Origin of the sequence: Umezawaea sp. Da 62-37 (genome assembly GCF_032460545.1) — a bacterium.
Lineage (GTDB): Bacteria > Actinomycetota > Actinomycetes > Mycobacteriales > Pseudonocardiaceae > Umezawaea.
The window spans coordinates 11,296,814-11,317,813 of sequence record NZ_CP135965.1; the positions used below are offsets into that span (position 1 = coordinate 11,296,814).

A 21,000-nucleotide genomic window follows, 5' to 3' on the forward strand; every position below is an offset into this window, starting at 1 on the left:
TGTCGTGCTGGGTCGCCGGGGGGCGGATCCAGGATCTCCGGGTGCGGCCGGCTTGACTTGGGGCCCCTTTTTTGGGCCTTGTCGGGCTGAAAGGGCAGGTGGTAGAGATGCCCGCCGACCAGTTGTAGGCCCAAAAACCCCAAGTCAAGCCAGCCGCATGGCGGTCGAGCGCTGCTCGGTGGGTGGGTGGTCGGGCGGTTTGCTCGGTGGGGTGGTTTTGGCTGCTGCTGCTGCCGTGTGGTTGGTCTGGGTTGCGGTGCTTTCTACCGCACCAAACCCACCGGTGCGGTCGAGTCGCGCACAACCAGTCGGCACGGTTGCCGGATGACGCCCGAGCGGGCCTGGCCGTCGAGGGCGGCGAACAGGTGGGTGACCGCTGTGGCGCCCAGTTGCTCGAGGTTCAGGTCGACCGTGGTCAGCGGTGGGCGGCAGTCCGCGGCGAAGATCTCCCAGTTGTCGTAGCCGACGACGGCGACGTCGTCGGGGATGCGCCTGCCCAGTTCGGTGAGGGTGTCGGCGACGCCGGTGGCGATCTGGTCGTTGCCGCAGAAGACCGCGTCCACCTCCGGGGCGGTGGCCAGCAGCATCCGGGCGGCCTGCCTGCCCCAGCGCTGGGACCACTCGCCGTGCAGCGGGGCGCCGCCCGTGAGCGGCAGGCCGTTCTCGGCCAGCACGTCGGTCAGGCCGGTGACCCGGTCCCGTGCCGCGCGGTAGGACTGGGGGCCGGTGATGTGGGCGATGTGCTTGCGCCGCAACGACACCAGGTGTTCGGCGGCCAGGCGGGCGCCGCCCTCGTCGTCGGCGAGCAGGGACAGGTCGGCGGGGTCGGTCGACTCGCCGTAGACGTAGACGACCGGCACCGGGATGTCGCGGGTCAGGGACGGCCGGAGGTCGTTGCTGTCGCCGACGACGATGAACCCGTCGACCTGGCGGGCGAGCAGCATCCGGATGTAGTGCTGTCTGCGGATGGCGTCGCCGCGGGCGTCGCAGAGCAGCACGGACATCTGCTCGTTGCCCAGGGCGTTCTCCGCGCCGAGCAGGATGGGGATGGAGAAGCGCCCCGCCAGTTCGTCGGTGAGCAGGCCGATCGTGCGGGTGCTGCCGGACGTGAGGCCCCTGGCGAGCGCGTTGGGGTGGAACGACAGCTCGGCGGCCGAGCGCAGCACGCGCTCGCGGGTGGCCGGGGCGACTTCGGCGCGCGCGTTGAGCGCCTTGGACGCGGTGGCGATCGAGACACCCGCCAGCCGGGCCACGTCGCTGAGGGTCACCGAGTCGGACCTTCGTCTGCTCACCGAAAACCTTTCGACGTTATTTCGACGGTCATTCGATTGTAATCGCACGTCAAGAAGCTGAGCGTGATGGTTCCGAAACACGAATGGTTTATTGCCGAAAGCGGTTTCGGCGGCCACTGTAACCCTGAGCGCGGCCTGGGAACGGTCCCGGCCCCGCCGGCGCGGGAGGTCTCGGATGACGCTGACGTCGCAGAACCCAGGACTCGTGGGAGGCCGCCCGGTCGTGCCGTCCCGTGGGGTCCTCCGGCCGCTCGGGCTCGGCGAGGTGCGGATCACCGGGGGTTTCTGGGCCGCGCGGCAGCGGGTCAACGGCGGCGCGACGCTCGGCCACGCGTTGTCGTGGATGGACCGGCTCGGCTGGGTCGGCAACTTCACGACCGGCGGTCCGGGGTCGCCCGACCGGCGCGGCCGGGAGTTCTCCGACTCGGAGGTCTACAAGCTCGTCGAGGCGATGGCCTGGGAGGTCGGCCGCACGGGTGACCGGGCCGCGGCCCCCGGCATCGACGGGCTGGCCGCCGCCATCGCCGCGGCGCAGTCGCCGGACGGCTACCTCAACACGGCGTTCGGCCGCCAGGGGCAGCGGCCGTGCTACAGCGACCTGGCGTCGGGCCACGAGCTGTACTGCACCGGGCACCTCCTCCAGGCGGCTGTCGCCGGGGCCAGGACCGGCGCGGCGGGCACCCTGCTGGAGGTCGCCCGCCGTGCCGCCGACCACGTCTGCGACACCTTCGGCCCGGACGGCGCGTGGGGCCTGTGCGGGCACCCGGAGATCGAGGTCGCGCTGGTCGAGCTGGCACGGGTGACCGGCGAGCAGCGCTACCTCGACCAGGCCGCCCTCTTCCTCGACCGTCGCGGCCACCGCACCCTGCCGCGCCACCACCTCGGCTGGTCCTACTACAGCGACGACGTCCCCGTCCTGACCGCGACCGTCCTCCGTGGACACTCGGTGCGCTCGCTCTACCTGTCCTGCGGCGCGGTGGACATCGCCGTGGAGAACGGCGACGACGAGTTGCTGGCCGCCGTGGCGGAGCAGTTCGACCGCACGCTGGCGCGGCGCACCTACCTCACCGGCGGCATGGGTTCGCGCCACCAGGACGAGGCGTTCGGCGACGACTTCGTGCTGCCCGCCGACCGCGCCTACTCCGAGACGTGCGCCGGGGTGGCCGCGATCATGCTCGCCTGGCGGCTCCTGCTGGCGACCGGCGACGGGCGCTACGCCGACGTGGTCGAGCGGATCCTCTACAACGTCGTCGCCACCGCGATCGACGACGACGGCCGGTCCTTCTTCTACGCCAACACGCTGCACCAGCGCGTGCCGACCGCGACCCTGCCCGACGACGAGGAGCAGCTCGGCTTCGGCGGCGGGCCGAGGGCGCCGTGGTTCGAGGTGTCGTGCTGCCTGCCCAACATCGCCCGGCTGCTGGCGAGCCTGTCGACCTACCTGGTCACCGCCGACGACGAGGGGCTGCGCGTGCACCAGTACGCCGACGCCGAGGTCGACACGCGGCTGGCGGACGGCCGCCGGGTGGCGCTGACCATGCGCACCGACTACCCCGACGACGGCGCGGTGACCGTGCGGATCACCAGGACCGACGGCGGTCCGTGGTCGCTGGCCCTGCGGGTGCCCGAGTGGGCGACCGGCGCGGTGCTGGTGACGGCGGAGGGGCGGCGCGCGGTCCCGGTGGGCGACCTGGTGGTGCGCCGGGACTTCATCGCGGGGGAGGAGGTCCGCCTCGAACTGCCGATGCGGCCCCGCTTCACCCGACCCGACCCGCGCATCGACGCCGTGCGCGGGTGCGTCGCCGTGGAACGGGGGCCGGTCGTGCTCTGCGCGGAGTCGGTCGAGGGCGACACCGGTGACCTCGACTCCCTGCGCGTCGAGGTCACCGCCCCGCCCACCGAGGACGAGGGCGGTGTCGCGGTGCGCGCGCGGTTCGACGCGCCAGACGGGGTGCGGTGGCCGTACGGGGCGGCCGAACCGCCGTCGGACGGCGACACCGCCCCGCTGCACCTCGTGCCCTACCACCGCTGGGCCCGCCGCGGCCCGTCGACCATGCGCGTCTGGCTGCCGACGACCTGACGTTCCCGCCCGTGCGAGAGGAGATACCGGTGACACCGATTCGGAGGGCCGCCGCGCTGGCGGCGGGCCTGCTGCTCCTGGCCACGACGGCGTGCGGCGGCGACACGCGGGGCGGGGCGCCGGACGACGGCGCCACCCTGACGCTGTGGACCCGCGCCGCGACCGAGTCGGTGTCGAAGGCCTACGCCGACGCCTACAACGCCACCCACCGCAACCGGGTGGAGGTCACCGCCTACCCCAACGAGGAGTACCCGGCCAAGCTCGCGTCGGCCGCGGGCGCCAAGGCGCTGCCCGACCTGTTCGCCGCCGACGTGGTGTTCGCCGCCCAGTACGCCTCCCAGGGCCTGTGGGCCGACCTGACCGAGCGCTTCGCCGCGTTCCCCGCCAAGGACGGCATGGCGCCCTCCCACGTGAAGGCCGCCGTCTGGGAGGGGCGCAACTACGCGGTGCCGCACACCATCGACATGTCGGTGGTGTTCTACGACAAGGACCTCTACGCGAAGGCGGGGTTGGACCCGGGGAAGCCGCCCACCACCCTGCGCGAGTTCGCCGAGCACGCCCGGCGGATCGGCGCGCTCGGCGGCGACGTGCACGGCACGTACTTCGGCGGCAACTGTGGCGGCTGCGTGGAGTTCACGCTCTGGCCGTCGGTGTGGGCGGCGGGCGGCGACGTGCTCGACGCCGAGGGCAAGCACGCCCGGCTCGACTCCGCCGCGATGGCGGAGGTGTTCGCCCTGTACCGCTCGCTCTACGAGGACGGCGTGGCCGCGCCCGCGTCCAAGGACGAGGCCGGTCCGACCTGGCTCGGCGCGCTCCAGGGCGGCACGATCGGCATCGCCCCCGGCCCGTCGACCTGGCTGGAGGCCTTGGAGGGCAAGGGGATCGACGTGGGGGTCGCGCCGATCACCGGGATGACCGGTGGTGAGTCGACGTTCGTCGGCGGTGACACGATCGGCATCGGCGCCACCAGCGACAAGGTCGAGCAGGCGTGGGACTTCCTGGCCTGGACGATGTCGGACGAGGCTCAGGTCGAGGTCGTCGCCAAGGGCAAGGGCGTGCCCACCCGCACCGACCTGGCGGCCAACAAGTACTCCTCCGTCGACCCGCGGCTGGTGACGATGAACGGCCTGGTCGCCAAGGGGCGCACGCCGTACGCGCAGAACTTCAACTCCTCGTTCAACGACCCGCAGAGCCCCTGGCTGCGGACCGTCCGGGGCGCGCTGTTCGGCGACGCGGCCACCGCGCTGGCCGACGGCAACGCCGCCATCACCAAGTCGCTCCAACAGGGCTGACCCGTGGCCGTGACGACGACGTCACCGCCGCGGGAGCGGGCGGGACCACGACACCGGGCGGCTCCCGCTCCCCACCGGGCGCGCGGAGGCGGGCGGCGGCGCGCACTGGTCGGCGCCGCGTACGCCGCCCCGACGGCGGTCGTGGTGGGCCTGTTCTTCCTGGTGCCGCTGGTGCTCGTCGGCTGGATGTCGTTGCACCGCTGGCCGTTGCTCGGCAAGCCGACGCTGAACGTCCCGGACAACTTCACCGGCATCGCCGACGACGAGCTGGTCGCCTCGGCGGTGTGGTTCACCCTCAAGTACACCGCCGTGATGACGGTGCTGCTGTTCGTGGCCGCCTTCGGCCTCGCCCTGCTGGTCCAGCACCGCCGCCCCGGCGTCGGGTTCCTGCGCACGGCGTTCTTCCTGCCGATGGCGGTGGGCTTCGCCAGCGCGTCGCTGCTGTTCCTCGGGCTGCTCAGCGACGAGATCGGCCCCGTGAACGACCTGCTGTCCTGGCTGGGGCTCGTCGACGGCTACGTCTCGTGGACCAGCGGCAGCCCCGGATCCGCGCTCGGTTCGACGGTGGTGCTCGTGCTGTGGCGCTTCGCCGGGTTCAACATGCTGATCCTGCTGACGGGGTTGCAGGCGATCCCCGCAGACGTCTACGAGGCCGCCCGCATCGACGGCGCGAACAGGTGGCAGGTCTTCCGCCTGATCACCGTCCCGCTGATGCGGCCGACGATCGCGCTGGTGCTCACCATGATGTCGACCGGGTCGCTGCTGGCCTTCGACCAGTTCTGGATCCTCACCCGCGGCGGCCCGGACAACAGCACGACGTCGCTGGTGATGGTGATCTACCGGGAGGCGTTCATCCGCCTGGACCTCGGCTCGGCGGCGGGCATCTCGGTCGCCCTGCTCGCGGTGCTCGTCGTGTTCAACGCCGTCCAGTTCGGCGTGCTGCGCCGCCGGTCCGAGTGAGAGGCCCCGAACCATGTCCGGACCCGGCACGGCCTCGCGGTGGGGCTACCACGTCACCGGCTCGGCCCTCGCGATCCTGTTCCTCTCCCCGCTGCTGTGGAGCGGCTGGGCCTCATTGCGCACGGACACCGGGTTCGGCCTGGAGAACTACGACCGGCTGTTCACCTCCGACAACGGCATCCGGCTCCAGCACGTGCTCAACAGCCTCACCGTCAGCGCCCTCACCGTCGGCGCGACCCTGTTCGTCGCGACGCTGGGCGGCTACGCGTTCGGCCGGTTCCGGTTCCCCGGCCGCGACGCGCTGTTCCTGCTGACCCTGGCGATCCTGATGGTGCCGTACGCGACGATCCTGATCGCCCTCTACGTCCTGCTCGGGTGGCTGGGGCTGGAGGACTCGCTGATCGGCCTGAGCCTGGTGCTGACCATGTTCCAGCTGCCGTTCTCGATCTTCATGATGCGCAACTCGTTCGAGGCGGTCCCGCTGGAACTGGAGGAGGCGGCGCGGGTCGACGGCTGCGGCTCCTTCGGCACGCTGGTCCGGATCATGCTCCCCGCCGTGCGGCCGGGGCTGGTCACCGTCGGGCTGTTCGCGTTCGTGACGTCGTGGAGCGAGTTCTTCGCCCCGCTGATCCTGCTCAACTCCACCGACAGGTTCACCACCACCCTCGCCGTGGTCAACATGCGGACCGCGAGCCACGGCTCCATCGACTACGCCGCACTGGAGGCGGGCGTCGTCTTCATGGCAGTGCCCTGCCTGGTGCTGTTCGCCTTCATGCAGCGCAGTTACGTGCGCGGGTTCACCTCCGGCGCGCTGAAAGGCTGAATCCCTGCTAGCTCAAGGAGTATCAACGGTGATACGACTGTGGAAGAACGTCCTGCTCACCTTCCTGGTGGGAGTCCTCGTCGCGACCGGGGCGGGGGTCGGCCGAGCCGCGCCACCCCCGTCGGGGATCGGGACCTTGGCCTGGAACCCGCCCGCGAACCTGGTCACCCCGCTCAACCAGGTGTGGTCGCACGTCGAGAGCACCTACGGCGACCCCTACGGTTTCCGCAACTACGGCTGGGACCAGGTGTTCGCCAACGGCGGCTACCTCAACTTCTGCGTCCGCTGGGACTCCTCCGCGAAGGTGACCGCCGCCCAGCGCGACCGGATCCACGCCACCCTGGCCCGCCAGTACAAGAAGTGGATGGACACCATGGTGGGCCAGGACAACTGGCCCTACGCGACCGTGCCGATCAAGGTCGTCGGCTGGGCGGTGCGCGACCGCGCGCAGCTCCAGTGGACGGACAACTCGGTCGACGTCTACGTCAACAACATCCGGGAGAACGCGCCGCAGTGCGCGGAGCCGTGCGGCCGGTACTTCGTCCGCACCGGCAGCTACCCCAACTGCCCCGGCGGCGTCACCCACCACTACGACCAGTCGCTGTGGCTCACGTCCGGGTTCGGCGGCGGCGCCGGTGGTGACTGGGGCCAGCGGATGGGCAGCGAGTACTTCCTGAACAACCTCGACGCCACCGACGTGACCATATTCCTGCACGAGGTCGGCCACACCTTCGGGCTGGACGACTTCTACGACTGGACGCCCTCCGGTGTCAGCAACTTCATCATGCTGGCGGGCAGCTCCCCGTCGATCACCGAGTTCGACAAGTGGATGCTGCGCGACTGGTGGCGGCACCTGAAGAACCGCTACGGCTTCTGATCCACCGATCCACCGATCCACTGAACTCCCGACCTGATGGCCTCGCGGGCGTCCTGCCCGCCCGCGGCGTCGTCACCGTGCCACTCCCTTCCCCGAAAGGTGACGCGCATGCCCATGCCCACCCCCTCCCGGCGTGCCGTGCTGCGCGCGGCAGCGCTGGCGGCGGCGTCGACCGCGTTGCCCGGAGCACTGGCGTTCCCGGCGTCGGCGGCGACCCGCGCGGACGCCGGCGTGTCGGCGGAGGCGTTCCCGCTCGGCGCGGTGGCCCTGCTGGCCGGGCCGTTCCAGGCCAACACCGCCCGCACGCACGCCTACCTCAAGTTCCTCGACGCGGACCGGCTGCTGCGCACGTTCCGCCTCAACGTCGGACTGTCCTCCTCGGCCGTCCCCTGTGGAGGGTGGGAGTCGCCGACCACCGAGCTGCGCGGCCACTCCACCGGCCACGTGCTCACCGCGCTGGCGCAGGCGTACGCGAGCACCGGCGACACCGCGTTCTCCGCCAAGGCGGACTACCTGGTCGCCCAGCTCGCCACCTGCCAGGACCGGGCGCAGACCGCCGGCTACACGGCGGGGTACCTGTCGGCGTTCCCGGAGAGCTTCATCGCCCGCGTGGAGGCCCGCGAAGCCGTGTGGGCGCCCTACTACACGCTGCACAAGATCATGGCCGGGCTGCTGGACGCGCACCTGCTGGCGGGCAGCGCGCAGGCCCTCACCGTGCTCACCCGGATGGCGGCGTGGGCGCGGACCCGCAACAGCGCGCTGACCCACGCGCAGCGCCAGGCGATGCTCAAGACCGAGTTCGGCGGCATGAACGAGGTCCTGGCCAACCTGTACCAGGTGACCGGCGACCCGGCGCACCTGACCACTGCCCAGTACTTCGACCACGCCGAGGTCTTCGACCCGCTGGCGGCGGGCACCGACGCCCTCAACGGCTACCACGCGAACACCCAGATCCCGAAGGCGATCGGCGCGATCCGCGAGTACCACGCCACCGGCACCACCCGGTACCGCGACATCGCGTCCAACTTCTGGACCATCGTCACCGGTCGGCACAGCTACGCCATCGGCGGCAACTCCAACGGCGAGTACTTCAAGGCGCCGGGCAGGATCGCGGCGGAGCTGTCGGACAGCACCTGCGAGTGCTGCAACACCTACAACATGCTCAAGCTGACCCGGCAGCTGTTCCGCGCCGACCCGAGCCGCGCCGACTACTTCGACTTCCACGAGAGGGCGCTCTACAACCACCTGCTCGGCGCGCAGAACCCCAGTTCCTCCCACGGCCACCACAGCTACTACGTGCCGCTGCGGCCGGGCGGGATCCGCTCGTTCAGCAACGACTACGACGACTTCACCTGCTGCCACGGCACCGGGATGGAGACCAACACCAAGCACGGCGACAGCATCTACTTCCGCTCCGGGGACACCCTGCACGTCAACCTGTTCATCGCCTCGGTGCTCACCTGGCCGGGGCGCGGCATCACGGTGCGGCAGGACACCTCGTTCCCCGACTCGCCGTCCACGAAGCTGACCATCACCGGTTCCGGCGCGATCGACCTGCGCGTCCGCATCCCCTCGTGGACCACCGGCGCCCAACTCCGGGTGAACGGGGTCCTCCAGGCCCCGCCGACACCGGGCGCCTACGCGCGGATCAGCCGGACGTGGGCCGGCGGCGACGTCGTCGACGTGAGCCTGCCGATGGCGTTGACCAGGGAGGCCACCCCGGACAACCCGGCAGTGCAGGCGGTCCGGCACGGGCCGATCGTGCTCGCGGGCGCCTACGGCACCACCAACCTGACATCGATGCCGACGCTCCAGCCCGCGACGCTGCGCGCGACCCAGACCCCGTTGCAGTACACCGCGACCGCGAGCACCGGGCAGGTCGTGCTGCAACCGTTCTTCCGGACCCACGGCCAGCGCTACACGGTCTACTGGAACGTCGACGGCACGCCCGCGCCGCCGCCGTTCGTCGCGCACTACCCGTTCGACGCCGGCTCGGGCACCGTCGCGGCGGACGCCACGGGCAACGGCCGGACCGCGACGCTGGCCGGGGGCGCGGGCTGGACCACCGGGCGCACCGGGAGCGCGGTGGACCTCGACGGCGCCGGCGGGCACGTCGTGCTGCCCGCCGCGCTGCTGGCGGGCGCGACCGCGTTCAGCGTGGCCGCCTGGGTGCGGCTGGACGCGCTCACCACGTGGGCGCGGGTGTTCGACTTCGGCGCGGGGACGGACGCCTACCTGTTCCTCACCCCGCGCAGTTCGACCGGTGGCGCCAGGTTCGCGATCACCGGCACGGGCGCTGCGGGGGAGCAGCAGATCAACGCGCCGTCCGCCCTGCCGACCGGGGTGTGGACGCACGTCGCCGTGACCCAGCAGGGAGACCTGGGCGTGCTGCACGTCAACGGCGCGGAGGTCGCCCGCAACGCCGCGATGACCGTGCGGCCCGCCGCGCTCGGCGGCACCGGCCAGAACTGGATCGGCCGCTCGCAGTACGCGGGCGACCCCTACCTCGACGGCGCGGTGGACGGCTTCCGCGTCCACGCCCGCGCGCTCACCGCGGCCGAGGTCGCGGACCTGCACGCGACCGGGCTGTAGAGCCGTTCCCCCCCAGCCGAAGGAGAAGCCATGCCCGCCACCCGCTGGGCCGCCCGGCTCGCCGCCACCGCGGCGCTCGTCGCCGGTGCCGTGGTCGCGATACCCGCGCACGCCGCGAACCCGATCATCACCTCCTACTACACCGCCGATCCCGCGCCCCTCGTCGTCGGCAACACGATGTACGTCTACGCCGGTCGCGACGAGGCCGCCGCGAGCGGGAGCAACTTCCTCATGCGCGAGTGGCGGGTGCTGTCGTCGACCGACGCCGCCACCTGGACCGACCACGGGGCGAAGGCCACCATCGGCACGTTCCCCTGGGCCGGGGCCGACGCCTGGGCCAGCGAGGTGGAACCCCGCGGCGGCAAGTACTACTGGTACACCTCGGTCAACGGCAACGGCGCCGGGTGGATGGACATCGGCGTCGCGGTGGGGGACAGCCCGCTCGGGCCGTTCACCGACGCCAAGGGCGGCCCGCTCATCAGCGACAGCACCCCGAACTCGTCCGGCCTCAACATCGACCCGACCGTCTTCACCGACGACGACGGGCAGGCCTACATCTACTGGGGCGGCTACTGGGGCGTCCGCGCGGCGAAGCTCAAGTCGAACATGGTCGAGCTGGACGGGGCGGTGGTCACGCCGACGGGGCTGACCGACTACTGGGAAGCGCCCTGGATGTTCAAGCGCGAAGGCCTCTACTACATGGTGTACGCGGCCAACGACACCAACGGCTGCGCCACCTCGTCGAGCTACGCGTGCCAGCGCTACGCCACCGCGACCAGCCCGCTCGGCCCGTGGACGCACCGCGGCGTGGTGCTCGGCCAGGTCTCCTCGACCACGAACCACGCCGGGGTCGTCCAGTTCAACGGGCAGTGGTACATCGTCTACCACAACGCCAACGCCCCCGGCGGCGGCAACTTCCGCCGCTCGGTCGCCGTGGACCGCTTGTACTTCAACGCCGACGGCACGATGCAGAAGGTCGTGCAGACCACGACCGGGCCGCCGTCGAACCCCGGCGGTGGCGGCGGCACCCAACCCCCGTCCGGGACGAACCTGGGCCCGTCGGCGACCGCGTCCACGTCGTACGTGTCGACGTGGGAAAGCCTCGCGGCCGTCAACAACGGCGGTGTGCCGACGAGTTCCGCCGACCGCGCCAACCTCGCCTACGGGAACTGGCCGGAGCAGGGCACCCAGTGGGTCGAGTACGCCTGGCCCTCGTCCCGCTCGGTGAACCGCGTGTCGACCTACTGGTTCGACGACGGCCAGGGCATCGACCTGCCCGCGTCCTGCCGCGTCCAGTACTGGAACGGCAGCGCCTACGTCGCCGTGCCGGGCCAATCGGCGTGCGGGGTCGCGGGCGACACGTACAACACGACGACGTTCACCGCGGTCAGCACCACCCGGCTGCGGCTGGAGATCACCTCGAAGTCCGGCCTGTCCACCGGCGTCCTGGAGTGGCTGGCGTTCCAGTCCTGATCCACCCACCTTTGGAGGTGACACCGTGCCGCACGTCCCCACGCGGAAGCGGTGGGCGTTGGCGCTGGCCGCGGTCCTGATCGCCGCAGGCGCCCCGACCATCCCCACGACCACGGCCCACGCGGCCCAGACCATCGGCTACCCGACGTTCTCCGGGCCCGCCGTGCCCGCCCCGCCGGTCGGCTACAGCACCGGCAGCACCATGAAGGCCATCTACGACGCCGAGAGCTCCGGGACCGACTTCTGGATGGACCGGCTGCTCGCCAGGCCCGGCAACGACCCGTCGGGCACCTGGCTGATGACCCGCGGCCGCGGGCTGTACATGAACACCCACAACCCGGCCGTCATCGGCTTCGGCGGCAACGCGGCGTACTGGGACAACATCAGCGGCCAGAACGCCTACGCCGTCACGATCTCACCGGGCACGTTCACCGAGCAGGTCAGCGGCCGCGTCCAGATGCCCAGCCACTGGAAGGGCGTCTTCACCAGCGGCTCGCTGCGGGTCGACATGGCGAAGTTCATCACCCACGACAACGTCGCCGTCACCAACCTGACGATCACCAACAGCGGCACCGCCTCCTCGACGCTGAAGCTGCGGGCGACCTCGCCGTACGCCACCACCGCGTCGGGCGCCGAGCTGACCGGCAGCAGGCTGGTGAAGAACAACCTGACCACCATCCGGCCGCGCCTGTCCGGTGACGGCTTCACCGCGTCGAGCGGCGGCCTGGACAGCTCGATCACCGTCGCCGCGGGCCAGACCGCGACGACCAAGGTGGTGATGGGGTTCCTCACCGACGAGATCCCCGAGTCGGCGACGGAGTACAACGCCTACCGCGGCTACACCCCGGCGACCGCGTTCGCGACCCACGTGCGGACCTACAACAAGTGGTGGGCCGACAACATCCCCTACATCGACGTGCCCGACGCCGCCATCAAGAAGAACGTGTACTACCGCTGGTGGCTGATGCGCTACAACTACCTCGACGTCGACATCCCCGGCCAGGACTACCAGTTCCCGGTGTCGATCGAGGGCGTGACGGGCTACAACAACGCCATCGCGCTGACCCAGCCGATGCACATCGACGACCTGAAGTACCTGCGCGACCCGATCTACTCCTACGGCCCGTGGCTCTCGGTCGGCCAGACCTCCAAGGGCGGCCGGTTCCTGGACAACCCCGGCGACCCGGAGAACTGGTCCAACTCCTACACCCAGTACATCTCCGAGGCCGCGTGGCGCAGCTACCAGGTGCACGGCGGCCAGCCCGCCATCGCGGGAACCCTGGCCAAGTACGCCGAAGGCGACGCCAAGGGGCAGCTGTCCTACTACGACTCCAACAACAACGGCGTCATCGAGTACGACTGGGGCGCGCTCACCGGCAACGACGCCGACGCGGTCTCCTTCGACTGGAAGGCGGGCAAGCTCGACCGCGCCGAGACCGCGTACGTGTGGAGCGGCGCGATGGCAGCCCAGCAGGCGTACACGACGATCGGCGACACCGCCAAGGCGACCGAGATGCAGGCGCTGGCCGACCGGATCCGCAACGGCGTGGTCACGACGCTGTGGAACCCCGACCGCAAGCTGCTGGAGCACAAGCACGTGGCCACCAACACCCACGTGCCGTGGAAGGAGATCAACAACTACTACCCGTACTCCGTCGGCCTGATGCCCAACACCGCGCAGTACCGCGAGGCGCTGCGGCTGTTCGACGACCCGGCCGAGTACCCGGTCTACCCGTTCTACACCGCCAACCAGCGCGACAAGGCGGCGGCCGCGGCGGCGGGGTTCCCCGGCAGCAACAACTTCTCCACGATCAACTCCACCGTGCAGTTCCGGCTCTACTCCTCGGTGCTGCGCAACTACCCCAACCAGTGGATGTCGACCGAGGACTACAAGAAGCTGCTGTACTGGAACGCCTGGTCGCAGTACGTCGGCGGCAACACGCAGTGGCCCGACGCCAACGAGTTCTGGGCGGACTGGAACGCCGGCACCCGCACCATCGACTACCGGTCGTGGATCCACCACAACATCCTCGGCAGCAGCAACTGGACCGTGATCGAGGACGTCGCGGGGCTGCGGCCGCGCAACGACGCCCAGGTCGAGCTGTCGCCGCTGAACATCGGCTGGTCGCAGTTCGCGGTGAACAACCTGCGCTGGCGCAACATGGACCTCAGCGTCGTGTGGGACGACCCGGCTGACGGGGTCGTGCGGTACGCGGGCGTGCCGCAGGGGTACTCGGTGTACCTCAACGGGACGCGGGCCTTCACCGTCGACCGCCTCACCGGCGTGCTCTACAACCCGGCCACCGGCTCGGTCACGTTCCCGTCCGGCGCGGGTGTCGTGAACTACAGCGTCGCGATCGGCGGAGCGCAGGCGCCGCGGAACGTGGTGCAGAACAGCGCGCGCATCGTGGACATGTTCGCCAAGGCCGGGGCCGACCTGACGTCCACCGCGCCGAACCTGGCGCAGGGCGGCACCGCGTCGGCGTCCTACACCGCGTCCGGCACCTCCGCGGGCGCGGCGATCGACGGGTTCCCGATCAACGAGCCGGTGTGGGGCAGTTCCGGCTCGCCCAACGGCACCGACTGGTACCAGGTCGACCTCCCCAAGGCGCGCACGGTCGACGAGGTGCGGCTGTACTTCCGCGACGACCGCGCGGGCAACCGCTACCGGGCGCCCGCGTCGTACAACGTCCAGTACTGGAACGGCAGCGCGTGGGTCGACACCGCCGCGCAGTCCAGATCACCCGGCACACCGAGGGCCAACTACAACGTCGTCCGCTTCACGCCCGTGGGCACGCAGCGGCTGCGGGTGCAGATGACCCACGCCTCCGGTTTCAAGACCGCGCTCACCGAACTGAAGGCGTACAACCGTTCCGGCGGAGCCGATCCGGGCGGCGGGACCTCCGGCAACCTCGCCGGGACGGCGACACCGTCGGCCTCCTACACCTCCACGTGGGAGAGCGTGGCCGCGCTCAACGACGGCGTGGAACCGGTGTCGTCCAACGACACCGCGAACCCGCGCTGGGGGACGTGGCCGAACACCGGTGAGCAGTGGGGTGAGCTGACCTGGCCCGCGGCGCAGACCGTCCGCTCGGCGCGGGTCTACTTCTTCGACGACGCGGGCGGCGTGCGGGTGCCCGCGTCGTGGAAGCTCCAGTACTGGACCGGCTCCGCCTACGCGGACGTGCCCGGCGCGAGCGGCTACCCGGCCGTCCTCGACCAGTACAACGAGGTCACCTTCACCCCGGTCGCCACGACCCGCCTGCGGGTGCTGCTGCAGAGCGGCGCGGGATCGGTCGGCCTGCTGGAGGTGAAGGCCTTCGGCTGACTCAGGCCTTCTCCAGGTCCACGGTCAGGCTGACGCGGCCGCGGTCGTCCCGACGGGCGACCGCGTGCCCGCGCCGCTCGACACCGTCGAGTTCCACCGAGATCGGCTGACCCTCGCCGAGGAAGTTCCGCCACCACTTCTTGGCGTCGGGGAGCTGCACGCCGATCGTGACGACGTCCCCGACCCGGCGGTAGCCGACGGGAGTGCTGAACACCCGCCCCGACCGGCGACCGGTGTAGGTGACGACCGTGAGGTGTCTGCTGACCGCCTTCCCGAACCGGGGTGAGGACCGCAGCGCGACCACGTGTCCGTTGAACCAGGTGACGAATCGCCGCGGGAACCACATGTCGATCACGCTAGCAGCGGACACCGCCCGCACCCTCCACTTGGGACGAAGTGAGAGGCGCCGGTGTCCGGTCCTATCGGATGCTCGTCGAACGGATTCGACTCGAACGGCGATCTTGACAGTTCGACGAACCGCTGCGAACACTGAACCCATCCAGTGTTGTTAGCGTTAACATCAACTGACCTCAACGAGGAGGCCGGGCGTGGAAGCACGACCATGGGCAGGCCGGCTGTGGAATCCGGTCATCGCCTTGGTGCTGGCGGCGGGCGCGCTCGGCGCACTCCCATCGCCCGCCAACGCCGCCACGCCGGTATCCGGGGCGACCTACCAGGTCAGCGTCACCAAGAGCGGGAAGTGCCTCGACGTGGTCGCGGGCTCCACCGCCAACGGGGCGCTCGTGCAGCAATGGGGCTGCTCGGGCGACACCTGGCAGCAGTTCACCCTCACGACGGCCGCCTCGGGCACGTACGCGCTGACGAACACCAACAGCGGCAGGTGCCTGGACATCCCGTCGGGCAGTACCGAGTCGGGTGTGCAGTTGCAGCAGTGGGGTTGTAGCGGTGCCACCAACCAGCAGTGGCGCTTGGTGGCGTCGGGTTCCGGTACCTACCAGGTCGTCAACGCGGCCAGTGGTCTGTGCCTGGCGAACAAGGACGCGTCCACGGCGTCCGGTGCGGCGATCATCCAGGAGTCCTGCACCGCCAACACCAACAAGCAGTGGTTGTTCGCCCCCGCGACCGGCGCCCAGGCGACCGTCGCGGCCGACGGCTCCGGGCTGTACCGGACCGTGCAGGCCGCCGTCGACGCGGTGCCCGTCAACAACACCAGCCGCGTCACGATCACCGTCAAGGCCGGGACGTACCGGGAGATCGTCACCGTCCCGGCGAACAAGCCGCTGATCACGTTGCAGGGCCTGGGGACCTCGGCGTCCGGGGTGGTGATCGTGAACAACTACTCCGCCTACACCCACGGGACATCGGGCAGCGCCACGGCGTTCGTGTACGGCAAGGACTTCGTGGCGACGAACCTGACCATCTCCAACGACTTCGACGAGAACTCCACGCCCAGCGGGCAGCAGGCGGTGGCGCTGCACCTCAACGCCGACCGGGCCGTGCTGCGCGACGTCCGGCTGCTCGGCGACCAGGACACGTTCCTGGTCAACGACGCCTCCCGCGCCTACGTGGTCGGCTCCTACGTCGAGGGCACGGTCGACTTCGTGTTCGGCGGCGGCACCATCGTGTTCGACAACTGCGACGTCTACGAGAAGCGCTCCACCGGGGGTGTGGTCACGGCGGCGAGCACACCGGCGACCAAGACCTACGGCTTCCTGTTCACCAAGTCGAGGATCAGCGGCGCGTCGCCCGCGGGCAGCACGAACCTCGGCCGCCCGTGGCGGCCGGACGCGCAGGTCCTCTACCGCGAGTCGACGTTGAACGCGCTGGTGAAGACCTCGCAGCCGTGGACCGACATGTCGGGCAACCTCTGGCGGAACGCGCGGTTCTCCGAGTACCGCAACACCGGCTCCGGCGCGGGCACCGGCACGAACCGGCCGCAGCTCACCGACGCCCAGGCGGCGAACTACACGCCCCAGAAGTACCTCGCGGGCACCGATGGCTGGAACCCGGTCGGATGAGCCCCCTCAAGAGCGGAAAACCCGTGCGGGCACTCCTCGCCGCCGTCATCACCCTGGCCGCGGTCGCCGCTGCCCCGTCGTCGGCCCAGGCCGCGACCCCGGTCGCGGGCGCCACCTACCAGGTCAGCGTCACGCGGAGCGGCAAGTGCCTCGACGTGGTCGCGGGCTCCACCGCCAACGGGGCGCTGGTACAGCAGTGGGGCTGTTCCGGCGACTCGTGGCAGCGGTTCACCCTCAACACCGCGGCCTCGGGCACGTACACGCTGACCAACGGCAACAGCGGCAGGTGCCTGGACATCCCGTCCGGCACCACTGAGTCGGGTGTGCAGTTGCAGCAGTGGGGTTGCAGCGGTGCCGCCAACCAGCAGTGGCGGTTGGTGGCGTCGGGTTCCGGCACCTACCAGGTCGTCAACGCGGCCAGCGGTTTGTGCCTGGCGAACAAGGACGCGTCCACGGTGTCCGGTGCGGCGATCATCCAGGAGGCGTGCACCGCCAACACCAACAAGCAGTGGCTGTTCAGCCCGGTCGGCGGGCGGACGTGGGCGGGCGCGGCGGACGGGTTCGCGGGCACGGACGGCGGCACGACCGGTGGCGCGGCCGGGCCGACGGTGACCGTCACGACCTACGCCGACCTGGTCCGGTACGCGACGGCGAGCACGCCCTACGTGATCCGGGTCGGCGGGGCCGTGACCGCGACCCCGTACGGCACCGAGCTGAAGGTGGCGTCGGACAAGACCATCGTCGGCGTCGGCACGGCCGGGCACATCGTGAACGGCGGGTTCTTCCTCGGCGTCGGCGTGCACAACGTGATCATCCGCAACCTCACCGTCCGCGACACCCTCATGGCGTCCGACGACCCGGACGACAAGGACTTCGACTACGACGGCGTCCAGATGGACGGCGCGCACCACGTGTGGATCGACCACAACACGATCACCAGGATGAACGACGGCCTCATCGACAGCAGGGCGGACACCAGCCACCTGACCGTGTCGTGGAACGTGCTGGCGCAGAACAACAAGACGTTCGGCATCGGCTGGACCACCAACGTCACCTCGCGGATGACCATCCACCACAACTGGTTCCGGGACACGAACCAGCGCAACCCCAGCACGGACAACGTCGCCTACGCGCACCTCTACAACAACTACCTCCAGAACATCAAGTCCTACGGCAACTACGCCCGCGGCGCCACGAGGATGGTGCTGGAGAACTCGTACTTCGAGAACGTGAAGGACCCGTACTACAAGGACGACGCCGCCCAGCTCCGGCAGTCCGGCAGCGTCGTGGTGAGTTCGACCGGTCGGCTGGAGTCGGGCGGCACGGCGTTCACCCCGAGCGCGTTCTACGCCTACACCCTCGACCCGGCCGCGAACGTCCCGTCGCTGCTGCGCGCCTACTCGGGGCCGCAGGCGAACATCGGAGCCTGAGGCGCCCCAACGGGAACGGCCCGTCCCCCACGAGGGGACGGGCCGTTCTCACGCGTGGACGGTCACCGGTCGGCGGCGACCTTCTCCTTGGCGGGCTCGGTGTCCTTGGTGAGCGCCGACCCCTCGACGTCCAGGGCGGGCAGCCACTTCAGCCAGCCGGGCAGCCACCAGGCCTTGTCGCCGAGCAGGGCGAGCGCGGCGGGCACCAGGACCATGCGGACGACGAAGGCGTCGAAGAGGATTCCGGCGGCCAGCGCGAACGCGATGGACTTCAGGGTGGCGTCACCGGCGGGCACGAACCCGGCGAACACGGAGAACATGATGAGCGCGGCGGCGACGACGACGGGTGCCGCCTGGCGGAAGCCGGTGCGGATCGCCTCCATCGGCGCGGCGCCGTGGCTGTGCGCCTCGTGCATCCGGGAGACCAGGAAGATCTGGTAGTCCATCGCGAGGCCGAACAGGATGCCGATGACCAGGATCGGGGTGAGGCTGATCAGCGGGCCGGTGCTGTCGAGGGCGACCAGGCCGCCCAGCCAGCCCCACTGGAACACCGCGACCGTGGCGCCGAGGGAGGCGCCGATGGTGAGCAGGAAGCCCAGTACGCCGACCAGCGGCACGAGCAGCGACCGGAAGACCAGGATCAGCAGCGCGAGCGCCAGGCCGACGACCAGGGCGAGGTAGATCGGCAGGGCGTCGTCGAGGCTCTTGGCGACGTCGACGCTGACCGCCGTGGCACCGGTGACCGCCGCGGACGGGCCGCCGGGGTCGGCGGGCAGGGCGCGCAGGTCGGCCACGAGCTGCTCGGTGGCCTCGCTGGTGGGGCCGGACTTGGGGATGACCGTGACCAGGGCCGCGCTGCCGTCGGGGTTGGGCGTCGGCGGCGTGACGATGGCGACGTCGTCCAGCGCGGAGATGGCGGGACCGGACTTCGTGGCGGCGTCGACCGCCCCGGCACCGTCGAACAGCACGATGATCGGGCCGTTGAACCCGGCGCCGAAGCCGTCGGTGAGGATCTGGTCGGCGCGCGCCTGGGTGCTGTCGGACGCGGGCCGCTGCACCAGGGTGGTGCGCATCGAGGCGAACGGGATGGCGATCACGCCGAGCGCCACGACCGCGAGGAGCAGGGACAGGACGCGCTGGCGGGTGACCGTCGTGATCCAACCCGCGAGGAACCCGCGCTTGCCGGTGTCGACCGCGTCGTCCGCGACGGGCGCGGCCGTGCGCTGCTTGCGGGGCAGGGCCCTGCGCCCGAGGTAGCCGAGCACGGCCGGGACCAGGGTGATCGCGACCAGGACGGCGACGACGATGGTGGCGGCCGCGGCCACGCCCATCTGGGTCAGGAACGGGATGCCCACCACGACCAGGCCGGTCAGGGCGATGACCACGGTCAGACCGGCGGTGACGACCGCCGAGCCCGCGGTGCCCACGGCCGTCGCGACGGCCGTGCCGACGTCGGACCCGCGCCGCAGCTCGTGCCGGTACCGGGTGACGATGAACAGGGTGTAGTCGATGCCGACGGCCAGGCCGAGCATGCCCGCGAGGATCGGGGTGGTCGACGACAGGTCGGCGAAGCCGGTGGCGATCGTGACGCCCAGGACGCCGATGCCCACGCCGACGAGCGCGGTCAGCAGGTTCATCCCGGCGGCGATCAGCGAGCCGTAGGTGATGACCAGGATCATCAGGGCGACGACGACGCCCAGACCCTCGGCGACGCCGCCGATGTGGAACGGGGCCTGCGTCGCCTCGCCGGTGGCCTCGATGGTGAGGCCGGTGCTCCGGGCGGCGTCCACGACGTCGAGCAGCGCCTTCTGCTGCTCGGGGGTCACGTCGCCCGCCTTGGCGGAGTAGGTCACCGTGCTGTAGGCGGTGTCCTGCGCGGCGTTGACCGCCGGCGCGGCCGGGTCCAGCGGGTTGCTGGCCTTCACGACGCCGGACAGCCCGCCCAGTTGGGTGACCAGGTCACCGAGCGCCTTGGCGTTCTCCGGGGCGGTCAGCTGCTGACCCGCCGGGGCGTGCACGACGACCTTGGCCGCGGCGCCGTTGGAGCCGAACTTCTCGCCGATCCGCTGGAGCGCGGTGGTCGACTCCTGGCCGGGGATGGAGAAGCTGCCGGAGGTCTCGCCCGCCAGGGTGGCGGCTCCGACGCCGCCGCCGATCAGGACGACCAGCCAGACGGCGATCACGCTCAGCCGGTGCCGGTGCGAGAAGGCCCCGATTCGGGACAGGAAACGAGCCATGGGGGATCAGCCCTCCAGGTGGGCGGAGTCGGGAAGGGGAGTGCCCGGACGGCCGTGGCCGAGCGCGTCGTAGCAGGTGGCGACGACGAGAGGTCGCCACGCCGTGGTCATGCCCGCGCGGTGCGCGGCGATGCTGAGGACGGCCAGCGCGCACAGGGCGCCCGCTACCCGGACGACCCGCTCCGGAGCGGAGATCTTGGGGTCGACGCCGAACGCCTTGAACGCGGCTCCTCCGACGCCGTCGACGGTCGGGTCGACGACGTCGGCGCCGCCGTGCGTGATGGGCGCCAGCAGCAGGGCGACGAGTCCGGGGTGCGCCACCGCCACGTCGACCAGCACCTCGATCGCGCGCCGGTCGCGGTCGTGCCCGAGGGGCAGGTCCTGAACCTGGTCGAGCGCCAACCGCCCGAGGCCCTCCGCCTCGGCGATGACGGCCTCGCGCAGCGCGTCCTTGCTGGGGAAGTGGTGCAGCAGACCGGTCTTCGAGAGGCCGACGGCGTCGGCGACCTCCTGCACGGACGTCTTCGCGACGCCTTGGCGGGCGAAGAGCGCGGCGGCGTGGTCGAGGATGCTCTCGTCGATCTGCTGCCGGAACAAGCGGGTCATGCGTTCCACCATACGGCGGCATGGACCAGGT

Annotated in this window: 14 protein-coding genes; 10 read left to right on the forward strand and 4 right to left on the reverse strand. The window is 70.8% G+C overall.

The window, feature by feature from the left end:
• Nucleotides 1–263 precede the first annotated feature (263 nt).
• The gene (locus RM788_RS50610; RefSeq protein ID WP_315928894.1) at nucleotides 264–1,292 is read right to left on the reverse strand and encodes a LacI family DNA-binding transcriptional regulator; all 1,029 of its coding nucleotides are present in this window, start codon (nucleotides 1,290–1,292) and stop codon (nucleotides 264–266) included.
• Nucleotides 1,293–1,467: 175 nt separating this feature from the next.
• On the opposite strand from RM788_RS50610, the gene RM788_RS50615 reads away from it, so the two are divergent.
• The 8 genes from RM788_RS50615 to RM788_RS50650 all read left to right on the forward strand — a co-directional run bounded on the left by RM788_RS50615 (nucleotide 1,468) and on the right by RM788_RS50650 (nucleotide 14,717).
• Entirely contained in the window at nucleotides 1,468–3,372 is a 1,905-nt protein-coding gene (locus tag RM788_RS50615) for a glycoside hydrolase family 127 protein (protein ID WP_315928896.1), read from the forward strand.
• 29 nt (nucleotides 3,373–3,401) lie between these two features.
• Nucleotides 3,402–4,664 carry an ABC transporter substrate-binding protein gene (locus RM788_RS50620; protein ID WP_315928898.1) on the forward strand — a complete coding sequence of 421 codons (1,263 nt, stop codon included), beginning with the start codon at nucleotides 3,402–3,404 and terminating at the stop codon, nucleotides 4,662–4,664.
• 3 nt (nucleotides 4,665–4,667) lie between these two features.
• Nucleotides 4,668–5,624 carry a carbohydrate ABC transporter permease gene (locus RM788_RS50625; protein WP_315928900.1) on the forward strand — a complete coding sequence of 319 codons (957 nt, stop codon included), beginning with the start codon at nucleotides 4,668–4,670 and terminating at the stop codon, nucleotides 5,622–5,624.
• Nucleotides 5,625–5,637: 13 nt separating this feature from the next.
• The gene (locus RM788_RS50630) at nucleotides 5,638–6,447 is read left to right on the forward strand and encodes a carbohydrate ABC transporter permease (RefSeq protein WP_315928902.1); all 810 of its coding nucleotides are present in this window, start codon (nucleotides 5,638–5,640) and stop codon (nucleotides 6,445–6,447) included.
• A 28-nt stretch (nucleotides 6,448–6,475) separates the two neighbouring features.
• Nucleotides 6,476–7,324: a hypothetical protein gene (locus tag RM788_RS50635; RefSeq protein WP_315928904.1), complete on the forward strand. Its 849-nt coding sequence runs from the start codon at nucleotides 6,476–6,478 to the stop codon at nucleotides 7,322–7,324.
• Between the two features lie 108 nt (nucleotides 7,325–7,432).
• The gene (locus RM788_RS50640; RefSeq protein WP_315928906.1) at nucleotides 7,433–9,916 is read left to right on the forward strand and encodes a glycoside hydrolase family 127 protein; all 2,484 of its coding nucleotides are present in this window, start codon (nucleotides 7,433–7,435) and stop codon (nucleotides 9,914–9,916) included.
• Nucleotides 9,917–9,946: 30 nt separating this feature from the next.
• Nucleotides 9,947–11,389, forward strand: coding sequence for a glycoside hydrolase family 43 protein (locus RM788_RS50645; RefSeq protein ID WP_315928908.1), 1,443 nt, complete (start codon nucleotides 9,947–9,949; stop codon nucleotides 11,387–11,389).
• A 25-nt stretch (nucleotides 11,390–11,414) separates the two neighbouring features.
• Nucleotides 11,415–14,717 (forward strand): discoidin domain-containing protein, encoded by a 3,303-nt coding sequence (locus RM788_RS50650; protein ID WP_315928910.1) that lies wholly within the window; start codon nucleotides 11,415–11,417, stop codon nucleotides 14,715–14,717.
• Nucleotide 14,718: 1 nt separating this feature from the next.
• On the opposite strand, the gene RM788_RS50655 is transcribed toward RM788_RS50650, so the two are convergent.
• Nucleotides 14,719–15,063, reverse strand: coding sequence for a nitroreductase/quinone reductase family protein (locus tag RM788_RS50655; protein ID WP_315934936.1), 345 nt, complete (start codon nucleotides 15,061–15,063; stop codon nucleotides 14,719–14,721).
• A 364-nt stretch (nucleotides 15,064–15,427) separates the two neighbouring features.
• Between RM788_RS50655 and RM788_RS50660 the strand changes: the two genes are divergently transcribed.
• The gene (locus RM788_RS50660; RefSeq protein ID WP_315934937.1) at nucleotides 15,428–16,696 is read left to right on the forward strand and encodes a pectinesterase family protein; all 1,269 of its coding nucleotides are present in this window, start codon (nucleotides 15,428–15,430) and stop codon (nucleotides 16,694–16,696) included.
• Nucleotides 16,693–18,126, forward strand: a complete 1,434-nt coding sequence (locus RM788_RS50665; RefSeq protein WP_315928912.1) for an RICIN domain-containing protein — start codon at nucleotides 16,693–16,695, stop codon at nucleotides 18,124–18,126. Before RM788_RS50660 ends, RM788_RS50665 begins: the two co-directional genes overlap by 4 nt.
• A gap of 62 nt (nucleotides 18,127–18,188) precedes the next feature.
• Here RM788_RS50665 and RM788_RS50670 read toward each other — a convergent pair whose 3' ends face one another.
• The gene (locus RM788_RS50670) at nucleotides 18,189–20,363 is read right to left on the reverse strand and encodes an MMPL family transporter (RefSeq protein WP_315928914.1); all 2,175 of its coding nucleotides are present in this window, start codon (nucleotides 20,361–20,363) and stop codon (nucleotides 18,189–18,191) included.
• A gap of 6 nt (nucleotides 20,364–20,369) precedes the next feature.
• Nucleotides 20,370–20,969, reverse strand: coding sequence for a TetR/AcrR family transcriptional regulator (locus RM788_RS50675; RefSeq protein WP_315928916.1), 600 nt, complete (start codon nucleotides 20,967–20,969; stop codon nucleotides 20,370–20,372).
• Between the last annotated feature and the right edge of the window lie 31 nt (nucleotides 20,970–21,000).

Coding starts and splice junctions, on each gene's coding strand:
- RM788_RS50665 (WP_315928912.1), top strand. CDS start 16,693: ATGAGCCCCCTCAAGAGCGGAAAACCCGTGCGGGCACTCCTCGCCGCC.
- RM788_RS50670 (WP_315928914.1), bottom strand. CDS start 20,363: ATGGCTCGTTTCCTGTCCCGAATCGGGGCCTTCTCGCACCGGCACCGG.
- RM788_RS50640 (WP_315928906.1), top strand. CDS start 7,433: ATGCCCATGCCCACCCCCTCCCGGCGTGCCGTGCTGCGCGCGGCAGCG.
- RM788_RS50630 (WP_315928902.1), top strand. CDS start 5,638: ATGTCCGGACCCGGCACGGCCTCGCGGTGGGGCTACCACGTCACCGGC.
- RM788_RS50645 (WP_315928908.1), top strand. CDS start 9,947: ATGCCCGCCACCCGCTGGGCCGCCCGGCTCGCCGCCACCGCGGCGCTC.
- RM788_RS50675 (WP_315928916.1), bottom strand. CDS start 20,969: ATGACCCGCTTGTTCCGGCAGCAGATCGACGAGAGCATCCTCGACCAC.
- RM788_RS50655 (WP_315934936.1), bottom strand. CDS start 15,063: ATGTGGTTCCCGCGGCGATTCGTCACCTGGTTCAACGGACACGTGGTC.
- RM788_RS50615 (WP_315928896.1), top strand. CDS start 1,468: ATGACGCTGACGTCGCAGAACCCAGGACTCGTGGGAGGCCGCCCGGTC.